15 protein-coding genes are annotated in these 18,008 nt (G+C 64.3%); 8 read left to right on the forward strand and 7 right to left on the reverse strand.

Features of this window, described 5'->3' with window-relative positions; all coding sequences use genetic code 11:
* Nucleotides 1–233: 233 nt before the first annotated feature.
* A complete protein-coding gene (locus tag NLY33_RS07260; RefSeq protein WP_023668649.1) occupies nt 234–506 on the forward strand; it encodes an usg protein in 273 nt (90 codons plus the stop codon).
* A 181-nt stretch (nt 507–687) separates the two neighbouring features.
* Here NLY33_RS07260 and NLY33_RS07265 read toward each other — a convergent pair whose 3' ends face one another.
* Both NLY33_RS07265 and NLY33_RS07270 read right to left on the reverse strand, forming a co-directional pair.
* The gene (locus NLY33_RS07265) at nt 688–1,722 is read right to left on the reverse strand and encodes an aldo/keto reductase (protein ID WP_023704954.1); all 1,035 of its coding nucleotides are present in this window, start codon (nt 1,720–1,722) and stop codon (nt 688–690) included.
* 43 nt (nt 1,723–1,765) lie between these two features.
* A complete protein-coding gene (locus NLY33_RS07270) occupies nt 1,766–2,947 on the reverse strand; it encodes an MFS transporter (RefSeq protein WP_286439538.1) in 1,182 nt (393 codons plus the stop codon).
* A gap of 123 nt (nt 2,948–3,070) precedes the next feature.
* Here NLY33_RS07270 and NLY33_RS07275 point away from each other — a divergent pair, with 123 nt between their 5' ends.
* Nucleotides 3,071–3,979 (forward strand): LysR family transcriptional regulator, encoded by a 909-nt coding sequence (locus NLY33_RS07275; protein ID WP_023704953.1) that lies wholly within the window; start codon nt 3,071–3,073, stop codon nt 3,977–3,979.
* A 51-nt stretch (nt 3,980–4,030) separates the two neighbouring features.
* On the opposite strand, the gene NLY33_RS07280 is transcribed toward NLY33_RS07275, so the two are convergent.
* The 3 genes from NLY33_RS07280 to NLY33_RS07290 all read right to left on the reverse strand — a co-directional run bounded on the left by NLY33_RS07280 (nt 4,031) and on the right by NLY33_RS07290 (nt 6,230).
* Nucleotides 4,031–5,080: an aldo/keto reductase gene (locus tag NLY33_RS07280; protein ID WP_023709697.1), complete on the reverse strand. Its 1,050-nt coding sequence runs from the start codon at nt 5,078–5,080 to the stop codon at nt 4,031–4,033.
* A gap of 144 nt (nt 5,081–5,224) precedes the next feature.
* Complete coding sequence (locus NLY33_RS07285; RefSeq protein WP_023704952.1) at nt 5,225–5,479, reverse strand: type II toxin-antitoxin system Phd/YefM family antitoxin; 255 nt, start codon at nt 5,477–5,479, stop codon at nt 5,225–5,227.
* 88 nt (nt 5,480–5,567) lie between these two features.
* Nucleotides 5,568–6,230: a YggS family pyridoxal phosphate-dependent enzyme gene (locus NLY33_RS07290; protein ID WP_023704951.1), complete on the reverse strand. Its 663-nt coding sequence runs from the start codon at nt 6,228–6,230 to the stop codon at nt 5,568–5,570.
* A gap of 148 nt (nt 6,231–6,378) precedes the next feature.
* On the opposite strand from NLY33_RS07290, the gene leuS reads away from it, so the two are divergent.
* On the forward strand, nt 6,379–9,021 hold the full coding sequence (gene leuS, locus NLY33_RS07295) for a leucine--tRNA ligase (protein WP_023704950.1): 2,643 nt from the start codon (nt 6,379–6,381) through the stop codon (nt 9,019–9,021).
* Nucleotides 9,008–9,604, forward strand: coding sequence for an LPS assembly lipoprotein LptE (locus NLY33_RS07300; protein WP_023704949.1), 597 nt, complete (start codon nt 9,008–9,010; stop codon nt 9,602–9,604). Before leuS ends, NLY33_RS07300 begins: the two co-directional genes overlap by 14 nt.
* Nucleotides 9,605–9,693: 89 nt before the next feature.
* On the opposite strand, the gene fsa is transcribed toward NLY33_RS07300, so the two are convergent.
* On the reverse strand, nt 9,694–10,350 hold the full coding sequence (gene fsa, locus NLY33_RS07305; protein WP_023684088.1) for a fructose-6-phosphate aldolase: 657 nt from the start codon (nt 10,348–10,350) through the stop codon (nt 9,694–9,696).
* Between the two features lie 90 nt (nt 10,351–10,440).
* Between fsa and NLY33_RS07310 the strand changes: the two genes are divergently transcribed.
* The 4 genes from NLY33_RS07310 to NLY33_RS07325 all read left to right on the forward strand — a co-directional run bounded on the left by NLY33_RS07310 (nt 10,441) and on the right by NLY33_RS07325 (nt 16,777).
* The gene (locus NLY33_RS07310; RefSeq protein ID WP_023704948.1) at nt 10,441–12,624 is read left to right on the forward strand and encodes a primosomal protein N'; all 2,184 of its coding nucleotides are present in this window, start codon (nt 10,441–10,443) and stop codon (nt 12,622–12,624) included.
* A gap of 279 nt (nt 12,625–12,903) precedes the next feature.
* Entirely contained in the window at nt 12,904–15,108 is a 2,205-nt protein-coding gene (locus tag NLY33_RS07315) for a TonB-dependent receptor (protein WP_023708218.1), read from the forward strand.
* Nucleotides 15,109–15,116: 8 nt separating this feature from the next.
* Complete coding sequence (locus tag NLY33_RS07320; protein WP_023704946.1) at nt 15,117–15,497, forward strand: hypothetical protein; 381 nt, start codon at nt 15,117–15,119, stop codon at nt 15,495–15,497.
* A complete protein-coding gene (locus tag NLY33_RS07325) occupies nt 15,494–16,777 on the forward strand; it encodes an MFS transporter (RefSeq protein WP_023704945.1) in 1,284 nt (427 codons plus the stop codon). The genes NLY33_RS07320 and NLY33_RS07325 overlap by 4 nt, the downstream gene beginning before the upstream one ends.
* Nucleotides 16,778–16,788: 11 nt before the next feature.
* Here the strand turns inward: NLY33_RS07325 and NLY33_RS07330 are convergent, their stop codons facing one another.
* Nucleotides 16,789–17,955, reverse strand: coding sequence for an MFS transporter (locus NLY33_RS07330; protein ID WP_023704944.1), 1,167 nt, complete (start codon nt 17,953–17,955; stop codon nt 16,789–16,791).
* Nucleotides 17,956–18,008: the final 53 nt, after the last annotated feature.

Raw genomic sequence — 18,008 nt, forward strand, 5'->3', positions numbered from 1 at the left:
CGGCGGCATTATTAACAGTTCCGCGCTGACGACAACATTAGACGTTGGATTCGCGTGGCGGGATGCCGCAGCTCCCGTCTCGGTTGTATCAGCACTCGGCAGCGGTCGCTGCTAACTGCATGTTTTCGTGCATAAAACCCGACTGGGATCAGGAAAATCATAGACAGTTAAGGAACGGCGCGCACAATTCGGTGTTGGGAGGAATGGAGAATCAACTAGGCCAAGGGGCTGTCATGCGCGATCATTCCGAAATGGACCTGATGCTCAAGGGGTATGGCCTGACCACGGCCAAGATTCTATACCATTTTCCCGACCACCCGCATCTGCTGCAGAGCTTCATCTGGCAGGATTACGATCTGGCGCCGAAGTTTCCGGTGCTGATCAAGTTCATCGAGTTTTGGAAGGCCAGGCTCGACGGGCCGCTGCATTCGATCAGCTACACGCACCAGAAGCTGATCGCGCCGAACGAATGGCGGAAGGTGGATGGGGAGTTCGTGCTGCACTGAGCGGCGCGCTTGATCTCCCCCCTTGAGGGGGAGATGGCCGCAAAGCGGCCAGAGGGGGTCGGTTCGACCGGACGCGACCCTCCTGCGGCAGATGGGGGCTAGCGCTCCACGCGCGGCGACCCCCTCTGTCGCCTTCGGCGACATCTCCCCCTCGAGGGGGGAGATTTGGCAGCGTCGGCGATCACACCGCAGGCGGGTTCAGCCGGGCGAAACCTTCCTGGCGGTGATAGGGGAAGTACGGGTAGGGCGCGGTCACTTCGCTTGCCTTGTCGAGCTTTTTGACCTGCTCCGGCGTCAACGCCCAGCCGACGGCGCCGAGGTTCTGGCGCAGCTGTTCCTCGTTGCGGGCGCCGATGATGACCGAGGACACGGTCGGGCGCCGCAACAGCCAGTTGATGGCGATCTGCGGCACGGTCTTGCCGGTCTCTTCAGCCATCGCATCAAGCGCATCCATGACCCGGTAGAGATGTTCGTCCGCGACCGGCGGGCCGAAATCGGCGGTGTCGTGCAGCCGGCTCTTTTCCGGCAGGGGCTGGCCGCGGCGGATCTTGCCGGTCAGGCGGCCCCAGCCGAGCGGGCTCCACACCAGCGCGCCGATGCCCTGGTCGATACCGAGCGGCATCAGCTCCCATTCATAGTCGCGGCCGACCAGCGAATAATAGACTTGGTGCGCGACGTAGCGCGCATGGCCATGCTTGTCGGCTTCAGCCAGCGATTTCATCACCTGCCAGCCGGAGAAGTTCGACACGCCGACATAGCGCAGCTTGCCGGCGCGCACGAGGTCGTCCAGCGTCGACAGCACCTCCTCGACCGGCGTGCCGGCATCGAAGGCGTGCAGCTGCAACAGGTCGATGTAATCGGTGCCCATGCGCTTCAGGGCGGCGTCGACGGCTTTGATCAGCCGCGAGCGCGACGAGCCGTAGTCGGCCGGTCTGTCGCCCATCGGCAGCGAAGTCTTGGTCGAGATCAGCATCGCGTCGCGGCGGCCTTTGATGGCTTCGCCAAGCACTTCCTCGGAGGCGCCGTTCGAATAGACATCGGCGGTGTCGAACAGATTGACGCCGGCCTCGAGGCAGATGTCGATCAGCCGCCGCGCTTCCTTGGCGTCGCTGTTGCCCCACGCCCCGAACAGCGGCCCGGAGCCGCCGAAAGTGCCGGCGCCGAAAGAGAGTGCGGGCACTTTCAGGCCCGATGCGCCGAGACGTCGATAATCCATTTTATGCTCCTTGATGATGTCGAAGAAGGATTGCGCGTGATGCTCATGACTGGGCGCAGACCGGCGCCCCTATTGTGGGGGCGCGATCGAGGCGCAGCGCCAGGGCAGCGACGCCAAGAGCCACGACCGGCAGCAAAGCGGCGATCCAGGTTAGTGAGCCGAGGCCGAGGCCACGGGCAATCACCGCGCCGCCAAGCCAAGCGCCGGCGGCATTGCCGAGGTTGAAGGCGGCGATGTTGAAGGAGGAGGCGAGGCTCTGGCCCGCGCCTTGCGCCTTTTCCAGCACCCACATCTGCAGCGGCGCCACGGTGGCGAAGGCGGCGGCTCCAAGCAGGCCGACATAGATGACGGCCAGGATTTGGCTGTGGACGGCGAAGGTCATTGTGGCCAGCACCAACGCCAGCACCACGAGGCTGCCGAGCACCGCCGGCACCAACCAGCGGTCCGCGACCTTGCCGCCAAGCAGGTTGCCGGCGATAAGACCGCCACCGAAGACGAGCAGGATCGGCGACACGGCGGCTTCCCCAAAACCGGTGATCTCGGTGAGCAGCGGGGCGATGTAGGTGAAGACGGCGAAGACGCCGGCATAGCCGAGCACGGTGGTGGCGAGGCCGAGCAACACCGGCGTGCGGCGCAGCACTGCGAGGTCGGCGCGCAGATTGGTCTTCTCGGGCGCTTCCTTGCTGCGCGGCACCAGAAGCAGGATGACGGCAAAGGCTGCCAAGCCGACCAGGGTTACGGCCCAGAAGGTGGCGCGCCAGCCGAAGGTCTGGCCGAGCCAAGTGCCGAAGGGCACGCCGAGGATGTTGGCGATAGTCAGGCCGGTGAACATCAGCGCGATCGCCGAGGCTTTCTTGTTGGGCGCGACCAGGCCGGTGGCGACCACCGAACCGACGCCAAAGAAAGTGCCATGGGCAAAGGCGGTGATGATGCGGGCGCCCATCAGCGTCCAGTAGTCGGGGGCGATCGCACAGGCGAGGTTGCCGAGCGTGAAGATCGCCATAAGGGCCAGAAGGACGGTCTTGCGGGGCCAGTTGCCGGTGGCGATGGTCAAAAGCGGCGCGCCGATGACGACGCCCAACGCGTAGCCCGAAATCAACTGGCCGGCGGCCGAGATCGAGACTCCGAGATCTTTGCTGACATCGATCAGCAGACCCATGATGACGAATTCGGTGACACCGATGCCGAAAGCGCCGGCAGCGAGGGCGTAGAGAGCAAGAGGCATGGCGGTTTCCAGTTCGAAGTCGATGAACGCGACCAGACCCGCGCCCCGACCGCAGAGATCGTGTTGCCATGCCTTGTGAACCAGACTTTCCTTGGGCACATTTCCTGTGAAATAGATTCACAGATGGTCAGACCCGATATCAACCGTTCCGGCGAGATCGAAGTGTTCGTCCGCGTCGTCGAGGCGAGCAGCTTCTCGGCTGCGGCTCGTTCGCTGCGTATGACACCGTCGGCGGTCAGCAAGCTGATCGCGCGACTGGAGGCAAGGCTCGGCGCGCGGCTGGTCACGCGCTCGACGCGCAAGCTGCAGCTGACGCCGGAAGGGACGGCGTTCTATGACAGCGGGGTGCGCATCCTGGCCGATATGGCGGCGGCCGAGCGCGAGGCGGCCGTGGGTGCCGCGCCGCGCGGACGGCTGCGCGTCAACTCCTATGTGCCCTTCGGGGTGCATCGGCTGATCCCGCTGCTGCCTGATTTCCTCGAACGCTATCCCGAGATTTCGGTCGATCTGGTGCTGACCGACAGCGTCATCGATTTGATGGCTGAGCGTGCCGACGTCGCCATCCGCGCCGGGCCGCTCGGCGAGTCGCGGCTGGTGGCGCGCAAGCTCGGGCAAAGCCGGATGACAGTCGTTGCCGCACCGTCCTATCTCAAGACGCATGGCACGCCGCTGGTTCCAGCAGATCTCGACCGGCACAATCGCATGGCTTTCGGCTTTGTCCGGCATGTCGATGGCTGGTCGTTTGTCGATGCAACCGGGAACGCCGTCATGGTGCCGATCACCGGAAACACGCTGGTCGGCGATGGCGAGTCGATGCGGTTGATGGCGGTCGGCGGCGCCGGCATCGCCCGGCTGGCACACTGGCATGTGGCCGATGACATCGCGGCGGGGCGGCTGACGGCGCTGCTGGAGGATTTCAATCCGGGCGACGAGGAGCCTACCCACGCCGTCTATGTCGGCCAGGGCCGGCATTTGCCCGCACGGGTGCGGGCGTTTCTCGACTTTCTGGTCGAGAGCGTGCGGATGAGCTGAAAAGACGTTGGGGAGCCAGATGACCCCCCAAGCATCAGGCGACAGCGATGACTATTTCTTCGGGGTGAACGGCGCCGGGCGGCGACCGGCGCCCTGACGCTCCAGCATCCAGCCGGGATATTCGGCCGGCAGCGCGCTGACCTCATCAAGTTTGGCGAGATCGTCGGCGTCGAGCTTCACCTCGGCCGCGGCAAGGTTCTGCTCGAGCTGCTCCATGCGGCTGGCGCCGATGATGACGCTCATGACGAAAGGTTTGGCCAGGACATAGCCGAGCGCCACCGTGGCGACGCTGACGCCGTGCTTCTGGGCGATCTCGCGCATCACGGCGACAGCCGCCCAGGCGCGGTCCTCATCGACCGGCGGGAAGTTGAAGGCGGCGCGGCGGCCTTCGCCATTGCCGGGCGCGCCGGGGCCGTATTTACCCGACAGCAGGCCGCCGGCCATTGGCGACCAGACCATCAGGCCGAGCTTTTCCTCGTTGATGAGCGGCACGATCTCGCGCTCGAGGTCGCGGCCGGCGATCGAGTAGTAGGACTGGATGGTCTCGAAGCGGGAAAACCCCTTGCGCTCGGCTATGCCGAGGGCCTTAGAGATGCGCCAAGCCGCCCAGTTGGAGACGCCGACATAGCGGACCTTACCGCTGGCAACGAGATCGTCGAGCGCCCGCAGCGTCTCGTCGATTGGCGTCACGGTGTCGGTGCCGTGCAGCTGGTAGAGATCGATATGGTCTAGCTGCAGCCGCTCCAGGCTCCCCTCGACCGAATCCATGATGTGGCCGCGCGAAGAGCCGCGCTCGTTCGGGCCCTGGCCCATGGCGCCATGCACCTTGGTGGCAATGACGACGTCCGAGCGCTTGACGCCAAGATCCTTGAGCGACTGGCCAAGCAGGCGTTCGGACTGGCCGAATGAATAGACGTCGGCCGTGTCGAAGAAATTGACGCCGGCGGCGATGGAACGGGCAACGATGTCGTTGACGCCCTTCTGGTCGAGGCTGGCGATCAGGCCCCATTGGGCATTCTCGCCGGCGGCGCCGAAGGTCATGGTGCCGAGGCACAGTTCGGAGACGAACATCCCCGTATTTCCGAGTTGATTGTAGCGCATGGTGGCGGCTCCAGCAGATGTGTGATGACGCCAAGCAAATAGGAACGGTGCGTTTCGTTTCCAGTGGTGGCACAATGGACCTAACGCAGTTGGCCCATAGAGCCCGTCAACCGTCGCGAGATGATCTTCATGCCGAAAAATCTATCAGAATTCCACGGGCCGGATGATCGTCTTTGAGCGGCGGTTGACCTCCTCGTCGAAATCGTCGTCCCACGCGGGACCGGAGAGAAGATATTCGGCAAGCGAAGGCTTTGCGCCGATCAGTTGGTCATAGTCATCAGGAGATAATACGACGGCAGCCGGCTTTCCGCGCAAGGTGATGGTTTGCGCCCCTTCTTCGTGCGCCTGTCGTACAAGCTTCGAAAGATTGTTTCTCGCGTCCCTGAGGTGCCAGTCCAAGAAGAATAGTCCTCGCTAACTCGCCGGATGTGCTCGAAACATTAGCTCGAATAGCCGGGGAACGACAGGTGTCTCACGAAGCCGAAGGCTACCGGCTTCCAAAAATCGCTGACCCGACGCGGACGCTGGTGGCGCCGAAGGCTATGGCGGTCTCGAAGTCGCCGGACATGCCCATCGACAGTTTTGCGACCCCGGCCTCTTTGCCGAGCTTTTCCAGCAAGGCGAAATGCGGGCCGGGGTTTTCGTCGGCCGGCGGGATGCACATCAGGCCTTCGATGGCGAGGCCATGGACATCGCGGCAGCGGGCGACGAAGGCGACGGCGTCGCGCGGCTCGATGCCGGCCTTTTGCGGCTCCGAGCCGGTATTGACCTGGACGTAGAGTTTCGGCGTGCGGCCCTGGCGCACGATTTCCTTGGCGAGTTCGGCGGCGAGCTTTTCGCGGTCGACGGTCTCGATGACGTCGGCGAGAGCGACGGCTTCCCTCGCCTTGTTCGACTGCAGCGGGCCGATCAGATGCAGTTCGATATTAGGGAATTCCGCTTTCAAGGCCGGCCATTTGCCTTGCGCTTCCTGCACGCGGTTTTCGCCGAAGACGCGCTGGCCAGCCTCGATGACCGGGCGGATGACGTCGGTCTCAAAAGTCTTCGACACCGCAACCAGCGTCACCGAACCGGCGTCACGGCCGGCCTCGCGCTCGGCGGCAGCGATCCTCGTCTTGACGGCGAAAAACTGTTCGACGGCGCTGGCCATGCCCATATCCTGCCTGTCTTTAATCGTCTTGGCCGGCTCGCCGCAGTTGACGGGTCCGGCAATCCATGGTGAACACCGCGACGACATTTACCTCGGCCACCGGGCCTTGTCCGGCGGTCTGCGCCTGCTTTTAAGTGAAAATCATCCGATGGCAACCGAACGATACAATCCGCGCGCGTCAGAGCCCAAATGGCAGAAGGCCTGGACCGAAAAGAAGCTGTTCGAAGCGCATAACGACGATCCGAAGCCGAAATACTACGTGCTGGAGATGTTCCCCTATCCCTCGGGGAAGATCCATATCGGCCACACCCGCAACTACACGATGGGCGACGTGGTGGCGCGCTACAAGCGGGCCAAGGGTTTCAACGTGCTGCACCCGATGGGCTGGGACGCTTTCGGCATGCCGGCCGAAAACGCGGCGATGCAGAACAAGGTCCATCCCAAGGAATGGACCTACGCCAACATCGCCGCCATGCGCGAGCAGCTCAAGATGATGGGCCTGTCGCTGGACTGGGCGCGCGAGTTCGCCACCTGCGACGTCGACTATTACCACCGCCAGCAGATGCTGTTCCTCGACTTCGTCGAAAAGGGGCTGGTGACGCGCAAATCCTCCAAGGTCAACTGGGACCCGGAGGATATGACGGTGCTCGCCAACGAGCAGGTCATCGACGGGCGCGGCTGGCGCTCGGGCGCGCTGGTCGAACAGCGTGAGTTGACGCAGTGGTTCTTCAAGATCACCGATTACGCGCAGGACTTGCTGGATTCGCTGAACGGTCTCGGCGAGTGGCCGGAAAAGGTCAAGCTGATGCAGCAGAACTGGATCGGCCGCTCGGAAGGGCTGCTGATCCGCTGGCCGCTGGCAGAGCCAAGTTCTAGCAAGATTGGTGGCGACACGAGCGAGCTGGAAGTCTACACGACCAGGCCCGACACCATTTTCGGCGCCTCCTTCATGGCGGTCGCCGCCGATCATCCGCTGGCCAGGAAGGCCGCCGAGAGCAATGTCGAACTGGCCAAGTTCATCGAAGAAATCAGACATATGGGCACGTCGGTGGCCGCACTGGAGACGGCCGAGAAGAAAGGTTTCGACACCGGCATCCGCGTCGTGCATCCGTTCGACGACTCGTGGACCCTGCCGGTCTACGTCGCGAATTTCGTTTTGATGGAATACGGCACCGGCGCCATATTCGGCTGCCCGTCGGGCGACCAGCGCGACCTCGATTTCGCCAACAGATACGGCCTGCCGGTGATCCCGGTGGTGATGCCGGAAGATGCCGACGCCAAAACCTTCCAGGTCACGGAAGACGCCTATGTCGATGACGGCGTGATGATCAATTCGCGTTTCCTCGACGGCATGAAGCCGGAGCAGGCGTTCGACGAGGTGGCAAAGCTCCTGGAGCAGAAAACCATAGGCGGGCGGCCAATGGCGGAGCGCAAGGTGAACTTCCGCTTGCGCGACTGGGGCATTTCGCGCCAGCGCTACTGGGGCTGTCCGATCCCCATGATCCATTGCGAGGATTGCGGCGTGGTTCCGGTGCCGAAAGCCGACCTGCCGGTCAAGCTGCCCGACGACATCGAGTTCGACCGTCCCGGCAATCCGCTCGACCGCCACCCGACCTGGCGGCATGTGAAGTGTCCGCAATGCGGCAAGGATGCGCGCCGCGAGACCGACACGATGGACACGTTCGTCGATTCGTCCTGGTATTTCGCGCGCTTTACAGCGCCCTGGGCCAATGAGCCGACGGAGCCGAAGGCTGCCGATGACTGGCTGGCCGTCGACCAGTATATTGGCGGCATCGAGCACGCGATCCTCCATCTGCTCTATTCGCGCTTCTTCACCCGCGCCATGCGCGCGACCGGGCATCTCGACCTGGCCGAGCCGTTCAAGGGCCTGTTCACGCAAGGCATGGTGGTGCATGAGACCTACCGCGTCGGCGGTGCGTCGAGCAATGGCCGCTGGCTGTCGCCGGCTGAGGTCAGGATCGAGGATGTCGGCGGCAAGCGCCGCGCCATCGAGATCGCCACCGGCGAAGAGGCGGCGATCGGCTCACTCGAAAAGATGTCGAAGTCGAAGAAGAATACGGTAAGCCCGGAAGACATCACCGATGGCTACGGCGCCGACACTGCGCGCTGGTTCATGCTGTCGGATTCGCCGCCCGAGCGCGACGTCGAATGGACCGACGACGGCGCGGCCGGCGCGCACCGCTTCATCCAGCGCATCTGGCGCCTGGTGTCGATCGCCGCCGAGACGCTCGACGGTGTCAAGCCGCAGGCGGCGAAGGAGGGCGAGGCGGGTGCCGTTTCCAAGGCCGCGAACAAGATCCTGAAGGCCATCGGCGAGGATATCGAGAAGCTCGGCTTCAACCGCGCCATCGCCCGCATCTACGAACTGGCCAATGCCTTGACCGCGCCGCTCAACGACGTCGCCGAGGGCAAGGCCGACGCGGCGCTGAAAGGCGCCTGCCGCGAGGCGGTGGAGATTCTTGTGCATGTGGTCGCGCCGGTCATGCCGCATTTGGCCGAAGAGTGCTGGCACACGCTGGGCGGCACCGATCTGGTCGCCGAACGGCCATGGCCGGTCTATGATCCGGCGCTGGTCGTCGACAACGAGATCGTGCTGCCGGTCCAGGTCAACGGCAAGAAGCGCGGCGATTTGACAATTGCCCGCGACGCGGACCAAGGTGCGGTCGAAAAAGCGGTTCTGGCTCTCGACTTCGTGCAGAAAGCGCTGGAAGGTAAGGCGCCCCGCAAGGTGATCATCGTGCCGCAGAGGATCGTCAATGTCGTTGCTTGACCTCAGAAGGATGGGGCCCGATCTGGAAAAGACGGCGCGCTTGCTGCGCCGCGCAGCGCTGTACGGCATGGTCGCTTCGATGGCGCTGGTTTCGGCCTGTACGGTCAGGCCGCTCTATTCCAGCGCGCCGTTGACGGCCGGCTCGACGCTCAGCGCTTCAGCGGAACTGGCGTCGGTCGCGGTCAAGCCGGTCAAGACCCGCTACGCCCAGCAGGTCCGCAACAATCTGATATTTGCCTTTGGTCAAGGCGCCGGCGAGCCGCCGGCGCCGGTCTACATGCTCGATCTCGGCGTCACCGAACTGGTCGAATCGGCCGCGGTGGTGCAGATCCAGACCGACGAAGACGAGCCGACGGCAGGCACGGTGACGCTGACCGCAAACTATGTGCTGACCGATGCCAGGACCGGCGTGGTGATCGCAACCGGCAAACGGTCGATCCCATCATCCTTCGACAAGCCGACGCAGGAGTTCGCCTCCTACCGGGCGCAGCTCGACGCCGAGAACCGCGCCGCGCGTGAACTGGCTGAAATGGTGAGCCTGTCGGTCGCCCAGGACTTGGTCAGGCACGGCAAGAAGGCCTGAGCATTCCCTGGCGCTGCCAACTAGACTTTTAGCAGTCCGCAACAAAAAGGCCGGTTTCCCGGCCTTTTTTCGTTTGTATCGAACCGATCTCAGCCGATCTTCTGGCCGGTCTTGGCCCAGTCGGCAGCGAACTGATCCAGGCCCTTGTCGGTCAACGGGTGCTTGACCAGCGCCTTCAGCGTCGCGGCCGGCGCGGTAACGACATCGGCGCCGATCAGGGCTGCCTGCTTGACGTGGTTCACGGTGCGAACCGAAGCGACGAGGATCTCGGTGTCGAAATCGTAATTGTCGTAGATCTGCCGGATCTCCTGGATCAGTTCCATGCCGTCCGCGCCGGTATCGTCGACGCGGCCGACGAAGGGCGAGATGAACGAGGCGCCGGCCTTGGCCGCCAGCAGCGCCTGGTTGGCCGAGAAGCACAGCGTTACATTGACCATGCGGTTCATCTCGGTGCGGATCGTCTTGCAGGCGCGCAGGCCGTCGAGCGTCAGCGGCACCTTGATGCAGACATTGTCGGCGATCTTGGCCAGGATGTTGGCCTCGGCCATCATGTCCTTGTATTCGATCGCAACGACCTCGGCCGAAACCGGGCCCTTGACGATGTCGCAGATCTGCTTGGTGACCTCGGCGATCTTGCCGCCGGATTTCAGGATCAGCGAGGGATTGGTGGTCACGCCGTCGAGCAGCCCCAGGTCGTTCAGTTCCTTGATGTCCTTGATGTCAGCGGTGTCGACAAAAAATTTCATGGGGGTCTCCTGAAAGATTTCCATGTGCATGCCATGCACATTCCGGGTTGCCCTTTGATCTAGACCAAAGTCGGGGCAAGGTCACGCCCGATGATCGAAGATTCGCCCTTTGTCGCAGCCGCGCCGGTGCTGGTGCCGATGCCGGCCGAACGGCCCTACACCTACGCTGTGCCTGCCGGCGTGCGCGTGGTGCCGGGCTCGATCGTGCGCGTGCCGCTCGGTCCGCGCCAGGTTGCCGGCATCGTCTGGGATGGTGCGGTCGAGAATATCGACGCCAAAAAGCTGCGCCCGATCGAACAGGTCTTCGACTGCCCGCCGATCGACCGCGGCATGCGCCGCTTTGTCGACTGGCTGGCGCAGTACACGCTGTCGCCGCCCGGCATGGTGGCGCGCATGCTGTTGCGCGCGCCGGAGGCGTTCGATCCCGAACCATGGATCGAGGGCCTGCAGCGGACCCTCGTCATGCCCGACCGGATGACGGATGCCAGGACGCGCGTGCTGGAGACGGCGGAAGGGGGGCTTGCCTGGACGCGATCCGGCCTGGCGCACGCGGCGGGCGTGTCGTCGACGGTGGTCGAGGGGCTCAAGGCGCAAGGCGTGTTCGAGACGGTGATGATCCCGCCTCGACCGGTGGTCGCCGCGCCCGATCCCTCCTACGCCATGCCGGAGCTGATGCCGGACCAGGCAGACGCGGCCGCCATGCTGCGCGCCAATGTCGCGGCCGCTGCTTTCAACGTCACGCTGCTCGACGGCGTCACCGGTTCAGGCAAGACGGAAGTTTATTTCGAGGCGGTGGCGGCAGCCCTCGACCAGGGCAGGCAGGTGTTGATCCTGCTGCCGGAGATCGCGCTGACGCATACCTTCCTCGAACGCTTCCAGCAGCGTTTCGGCGCCAAGCCGGCGGAATGGCATTCCGACCTGCCGCCCCGAATGCGCGAAAAGGTCTGGCGGCAGGTGGCGGAAGGCGGCGTGCGCGTCGTTGCCGGGGCGCGTTCGGCGCTGTTCCTGCCGTTCCGCGAGCTCGGGCTGATCGTCGTCGACGAGGAGCACGACCCCGCCTACAAGCAGGAGGATCGCGTCTTCTACAATGCGCGCGACATGGCGGTGGTGCGCGGCCATATCAGCGGCTTCCCGGTGGTGCTGGCGTCGGCGACGCCATCGGTCGAAAGCCGGGTCAATGCGCAGCAGGGCCGCTACAGCAGGGCGGTGCTGTCGGCGCGCTTTGCCGAAGCCGCGCTTCCCGATCTCAAGACGATCGACATGCGGCGCGCGCCGCCGGCCCGCGGCGGCTTTCTGTCGCCGCTGCTGATCGACCAGATGCAACGTACGCTGGAGAAGAAGGAGCAGTCGCTGCTGTTCCTCAACCGGCGCGGCTATGCGCCGCTGACGCTGTGCCGCGTCTGCGGCCACCGCTTCGGCTGCCCGGTTTGTTCGGCCTGGCTGGTCGAGCACCGCTTTCGCGGCCAACTCGTCTGCCATCATTGCGGGCACAATGAGAAGCGGCCGGAGGCTTGTCCGGAATGCGGCACGCTCGACCATCTGGTCGCCTGCGGGCCTGGCGTCGAGCGGATAGCTGAAGAAGTCGTGGCGCATTTCCCCGACGCGCGCACGATCGTCCTGTCGTCCGATTTGATGGGTGGAGTGCGCCGGCTGCGTCTGGAGCTCGAGGCCATTGCCAATGGCGAGGCCGACATCGTCATCGGCACGCAGCTGGTCGCCAAGGGCCATAACTTTCCCAACATGACGCTGGTCGGCGTCGTCGATGCCGATCTCGGCCTCGCCAATGGCGATCCGCGCGCCGCCGAACGGACCTTCCAATTGCTCAGCCAGGTGACTGGACGCGCCGGCCGCACCGGCAAGAAGAGCCTCGGCCTGCTGCAGACTTTCCAGCCGGACCATCCGGTGATGCGGGCGATCGTCTCGGGCGATGCCGAGGCCTTTTACGAACGCGAGATCACTGAGCGCGAACGGGCAGCCCTGCCGCCCTTCGGCAGGCTTGCCGGCGTCATCGTCAGTGCGGTGACGCGGGCCGAGGCCGAAGGCCACGCGCGCGGCCTGCGCCGTGCAGCACCCCAGGCCAGCGACCTGTTCGTGCTCGGCCCGGCCGAGGCGCCGCTGTCGCTGCTTGGTGGGCGCCATCGTTTCCGCTTGCTGATCCAGGGTGAAAAGCGCGCCGACATCCAAGGCTTCATCCGCACCATGCTGGCCGAAGGGCCGAAGCAGCGCGGCTCGGTTCGCGTGCAGGTCGACATCGATCCGCAGAGCTTCTTGTAAGCACAAAGGCTGACGACGCCGCCGGCTGCCCTATGCCGTTTTGTCAAGAAAGCTCAACATCTTAGCGCCGGCTAAAATGCGCGCCGTTCATGTACCCGGCTCCCATCCGTTCGCTGACTAATCCTGATTTGAAAAGCCACAAATAAATGTTGACTCGTTTTATCATGAATTATAACTGGGCCTTTCCGCTCTGGCGCTGGGGACCAGGGCATAGATGGGGACAGCATGCGCAGATTTTTCAGTACGCTTCTTTGGTCATCGGCTTTGGGTTCGTCGATTATGGCAGGCGCGGCATTTGCCCAGGAAGCCGCTCCGACGGACCAGCAGGGAGCCACCGTGCTCGATCAGATACTGGTCACCGGCCGCAATGAAAGGTCGATTTCCAGCGTCGCTCAGTCTGTCCAGGTCGTGGAACAGGAACAGGTCGAGGAAGCCGCGCAGGAAAATATCGACGCCGCGACCCTGATCAGCCGCATCGTCCCCGGCTACGCGCCACGCAACCAGACCATTTCCGGCGCTTCGGAAACCTTCCGCGGGCGCAGTCTTCTCATCATGGTCGACGGTGTGCCGCGCAACACACCGCTGCGGGACGTCTCACGCATCCTGTCGATGATCGACCTGAATTCGGTCGAGCGCATCGAAGTCATCAATGGCGCGTCCAGCCTTTATGGCGCCGGCGCCACCGGCGGCACGATCAACTTCATCACCAAGCGCGGCGACAGCGACAAGCCGAAGGTGACGGTGCGCACCGGCGTCACCGCCTTCACCGAAAACCCCGGCAAGTCGGCCGGGCCAAGCACCAGTGTCTCGGTCGAGGGCAAGAAAGGCGATTTCGACTATTTCTTCTCGGCGTCCGGTGATCTGTCGCGCCTCACCTATGACGGCCACGGCAACGAGATGGCTTCGGACGCCATGCTTGGCCAAGGCGGCGGCGACCGCACCGGCACGGGCAATCTCTTCGGCGTGGCCGGCTACCAGTTCGATTCCAGGCGCTTCGAGGCCAGCGTCGACTGGACCTATGGCAACCAGAAGCCGGACTGGTTCACCGATTACACGACCAATCCCGTCTCCCCGGATTTCGGCGATCCCTATGAAGGCAAGCCGCTGAAGGAAGATTCGAAATATCTGACCGCCAAATACACCGACAGCGACTTCGCGCTCGGAAACCTCGAGGTCAAGGCGTTCTACAACGACATCTTCAAGCAGTCGCCCTTTACCAAATTCTCGGCCGTCAACAGCCAGGTGTATTTACCGACCAACCCGACGCGGCCGGTGATCCTGCCGCCGGGTACGGACCCGACCGCCGACTTCAACCAGACGGCGCTGCAATCGCGGCGCAGCGGCGTCAACCTGACCGTCAACACGCCGATGGACTTTATCACTCAGGGCAGCACACTGACCTGGGGCGCCGACTACGTCTTCGATGCCACCGATCAGCAGCTGACCAACGGCCAGGACGCCATCTCGCCCACGACCCAGAACTCGGTTGCCTTGTTTGCGCAGGGCGAAATTCCGGTGACGGATCGCTTTCGCATCAGCGGCGGCGCGCGCTACGACCAGTTTTATCTCAACGTTGAAGACTTCACTCGGCCTGCCGCTGCCGTTCTGCTAGGCCGGAACATTATCGGCCTGCCGGCGATCCAGGTGACCGGCGGCTCGTTCGACTACGACGCCGTCACCTTCAACGCCGGCGCCGTCTACGATCTGACCGAAAGGATGCAGCTTTTCGGCAATTTCTCGCAAGGCTACAGCCTGACCGACATTGGCGGCTTCACCCGCCGGGCCGGGTTGAACTCCAACGCCGAAACCTGCGACGCCTATGGCACCGCCATCCGGCCGCTGCTGCCGTGCACCAACGCGCCGGATTACGCGATCAGCTATGCCGATATCGCGCCTGAACCCCAGCTGGTGAACACCTGGGAAGCCGGTCTGCGCGGCGATTGGGGCGACTATCGCGGCGGCGTCAGCACCTATCTGTCGACCTCGGACAACGGCGTCAGCTACGACATCGTCAACAACCGGGTGTCGCAGCAGAAGGAACGTATCTGGGGCGTCGAAGCCAATCTCGAGGCAGACCTCAGCGGCATGTTCACGGTGGGCGGATCGGTCGGCTATGTCGAAGGCAAATACGATGCGGATCACGACGGCCACATCGAAGCTAACGAGTATGTGCCGAACAACCGTATCCCTTCGACCTACAAGGGCCTGGTCTATCTCACGACCCGTTTCGAGAACGAGCTGACCCTGCGCAGCGAGTTGGAGCTGTTTTCAGGGCGCGACCGCATCGCCACCCAGGAACTGGACGGTGCAGCACTGGTCAATCTCGCCGTCTCGAAGACGTTCGCCAATGAAAGCGTGCTGAACCTTGCCGTGCGCAATGTGTTCGACACCTATTACATCAACCCCTCCGCATCGGCGACGCGCGGCGCCGACGTTCCGGGGCTGGGGCGTTCGGTCGCTCTGTCCTACCAGATCACCTTCTGAGGGCGGCGATGGCGGTGTTTCTCCAACGAAACGGTGCGCTGGTCTCGCTGCTGGCAGAAGCGCCCGCCGATCCGGCGGATGGCGAGCGCTATGTCGAGGCGCTCGGCCGCCTTTCGCTGGAACAGGAGCCGTTCGTGCTCCTGGTCGATATCGGCATCGAGATCGCGCTGAGCGACGCCCAGCGCAAGGCGCAAAACCTCTGGTACAAGGCGCAACGCGAGCAGCTCGAAAAAGCCTGCCGCGCGTGCGCGCTGGTGCGCTCCGCCGCAGACGACAACATGCAGCGCGTCTGGCAAAGCCTGTTCGGTTTTCCGGTGCTCGTCACCCGCAGCCGGGCGGAGGCCGACGCCTTCCTGAGCGGCTACGCACCGAAGGACTATGCCAAATGAGCGCCGACGCAGACCGGCCGGCGTCTGCCGGGCTTTCGCGCCTGCGGCTTTTCGTCGTCCTGGCCTGCCTTTATCTGGCGCAGGCGATCCCGAGCTATCTGTTTGCCGCGGCGATCCCGCCGATCCTGCGCGAGCAGGGGGTGTCGCGCACCGCCATTGGCTTGATCGCGCTGCTGATGCTGCCGCTGGTGCTGAAATTCCTATGGGCGCCGCTGGTCGACCGCTTTCGGCCAATGGCCCGCGCCCATCGCGCCGGCTGGGTCATCATCACCCAGATCGGCGTCATCGCCGGCATCGCCGCCATGCTTTGGATCGAGCCGACCGATGTCGCCGGTATCTTTGCCGTCGGCCTTGTCGTGAGCCTGTTGATGTCGACCCAGGACATCGCCACCGACGGCTACGCGGCCAAATATCTCGACCCGAAGGACAGGCCGATCGGCAATGCGATCCAGGGCGGCGCCGTCGCGCTCGGCGTCGTTCTCGGCGGCACGCTCGGCCTGTTGGCTTATCATCATGCCGGCTGGCAAACCATGGTGGCCATGGTGGCCGCGCTGTCCATCATCCCGCTGGTCGCCGCCTTCGCCATGCGCGAGACCGATCCCGTCGCCAGCGCGCCGCAGGCGGCCATCGACCGCCCCTCGATCCTGCGCTTTCTGCGCCGGCCGGAGGCACGCCAGATCCTGTGGATCGCGCTCATCTACCGCGCCAGCGAGGGGCTGGTGAAGTCGATGGAAGGCTCCTATCTCGTCGATGCCGGCGTGCCGCTCGATATCATCGGTTATCTCTCGGGCGGTGCCGCGCTCACCGTCGGGCTCGGCGGCTCGGCGCTGGCGGCGTGGCTGCTGCACAACAGGGGCGCCGCCTCGGTGCTCGGCCTGCTCGGCGCGCTGCGAACCATCTGCTTCCTGATCTTCGCGCTGCACGCTTTCGGCGCTATCGCCGGCTTCTGGCCGATCTTCGGCGCCTCGTTCCTGCAGACGCTGGTGCGCTACATGGAGATCGTGGCGCTCTACAGCCTGTTCATGTCCGTCACGTCGTCGGACCAACCCGGCACCGATTTCACCATCCTGTCCTGCGCCCAGCTCATCGTCTACCTCGTCGGCTCCATGCTTGCCGGCCGCCTTGCCGACATGCTCGGCTACTCCGCGTTGTTCACCCTGGCGACAGTGCTGTCGGGCATCGCCGTGGTGGCGACCTATCGCATGCTGAATGCCCATTTCGCCGATGCCGCAAAGACCCAGCCAGGAACGCCGATGCCGCTGCCGGAGGTCGCCGAATGAGCGCGGGTTCGCTAGTGCTTATGAATCATGGCTGCAAGACCGGCGGCGGCCAGAGCCAGCGCGGCGCAGCCGGCCAGCGGCGCAAAGGGCCAGAGCGTGAAGGCGAAGCCGCCGGCCAATGCGCCGATGCTCTGGCCGAGCACATGGGTGCTGGTGAGCCAGCCGGCCGCCGCGCCCTGCTCGCCGGGCTCCAGGCGCTTCATCAGCCAGGCGGTGTAGCCGGGTGTAGCCAGCGCAATGCCGGCCGCTGCCACCACCAGAGACGCTGCCGAGGCAACATGGCTGGCCGTGACGGCCAGCGCCGTCATGCCGACGCAAACCATGAGACAGCCGACGATGACGCTGTTGCGCTCCGCCAGCCGCAGGCGCGCCATGAGCAGTCCCTGGACCAGAACCATGACGACGGCGACCAGCATCAGGGCCAGGCCGGTCAACGTCGTGGCCTGCGTCGCACCAAGGCCAAAACGCTGCTGGGTCATCGGGCCGAGCATCATCTGCACCTGTCCGAAGCCGAGCGTCAGGCACAAGCCCATCGCCAGGCAAGGCAGAGCGCGGCGATCGAAGGGCGATATTCCTCGGCCGACGTCGGCCGCCCTGCCGTCGGTCCGTCCGCCGGCTTCCCCTTTGCCCCGCGCGAGCCACAGCAACAGCGGGCTGAACAGGAACAGGATGGGCGGCAGCAGCGGCGACAGGACGGCAGCCGTTGCCGCCAGCGCGCCGGCCAGCCGCCCCATGCTGACGCCGGCGCCAAGCAGTCCCAGCGCGGCCTGTCGCCTGTCATCGGCAACCGAGCGGCTGGCCCAGACCTGCGCCGTCGGCATGACGCCGGACGCGGCAAAACCGTACACGGTTCGCGAAAGCATCAGCAAAGCGATGCCCAGCGCGGCTCCCGTGCCGGCTATCAGCAGAATGGCGAACACCGCCTGGCCGGCCAGCATGGCGAGGCCGAGCAAGCGCAGCAGCCTGGCATGGCCAAGCCGCTCGCCCATGCGACCCCACAGCGGCGAGCCGACCAGAAAGGCCGCCGCGCCGACAGCAGTTGCCGCGCCGATGGCAAACGTGTCGAGCCTCTGCCGCTCCATCACCAGGGGAACGAGCGATACGAAGGCCGACTGGCCGAAGCCGATTGCCGAGACCGCGGTTGCCAGGCGGCGCAGAAGCGAAGATCGATTTTTCATACGGGTCGTCACAAGACCAAGCTTATTTCTTGTTCAGAATAGATAATCAACAG

This window comes from Mesorhizobium sp. C432A (genome assembly GCF_030323145.1).
Lineage (GTDB): Bacteria > Pseudomonadota > Alphaproteobacteria > Rhizobiales > Rhizobiaceae > Mesorhizobium.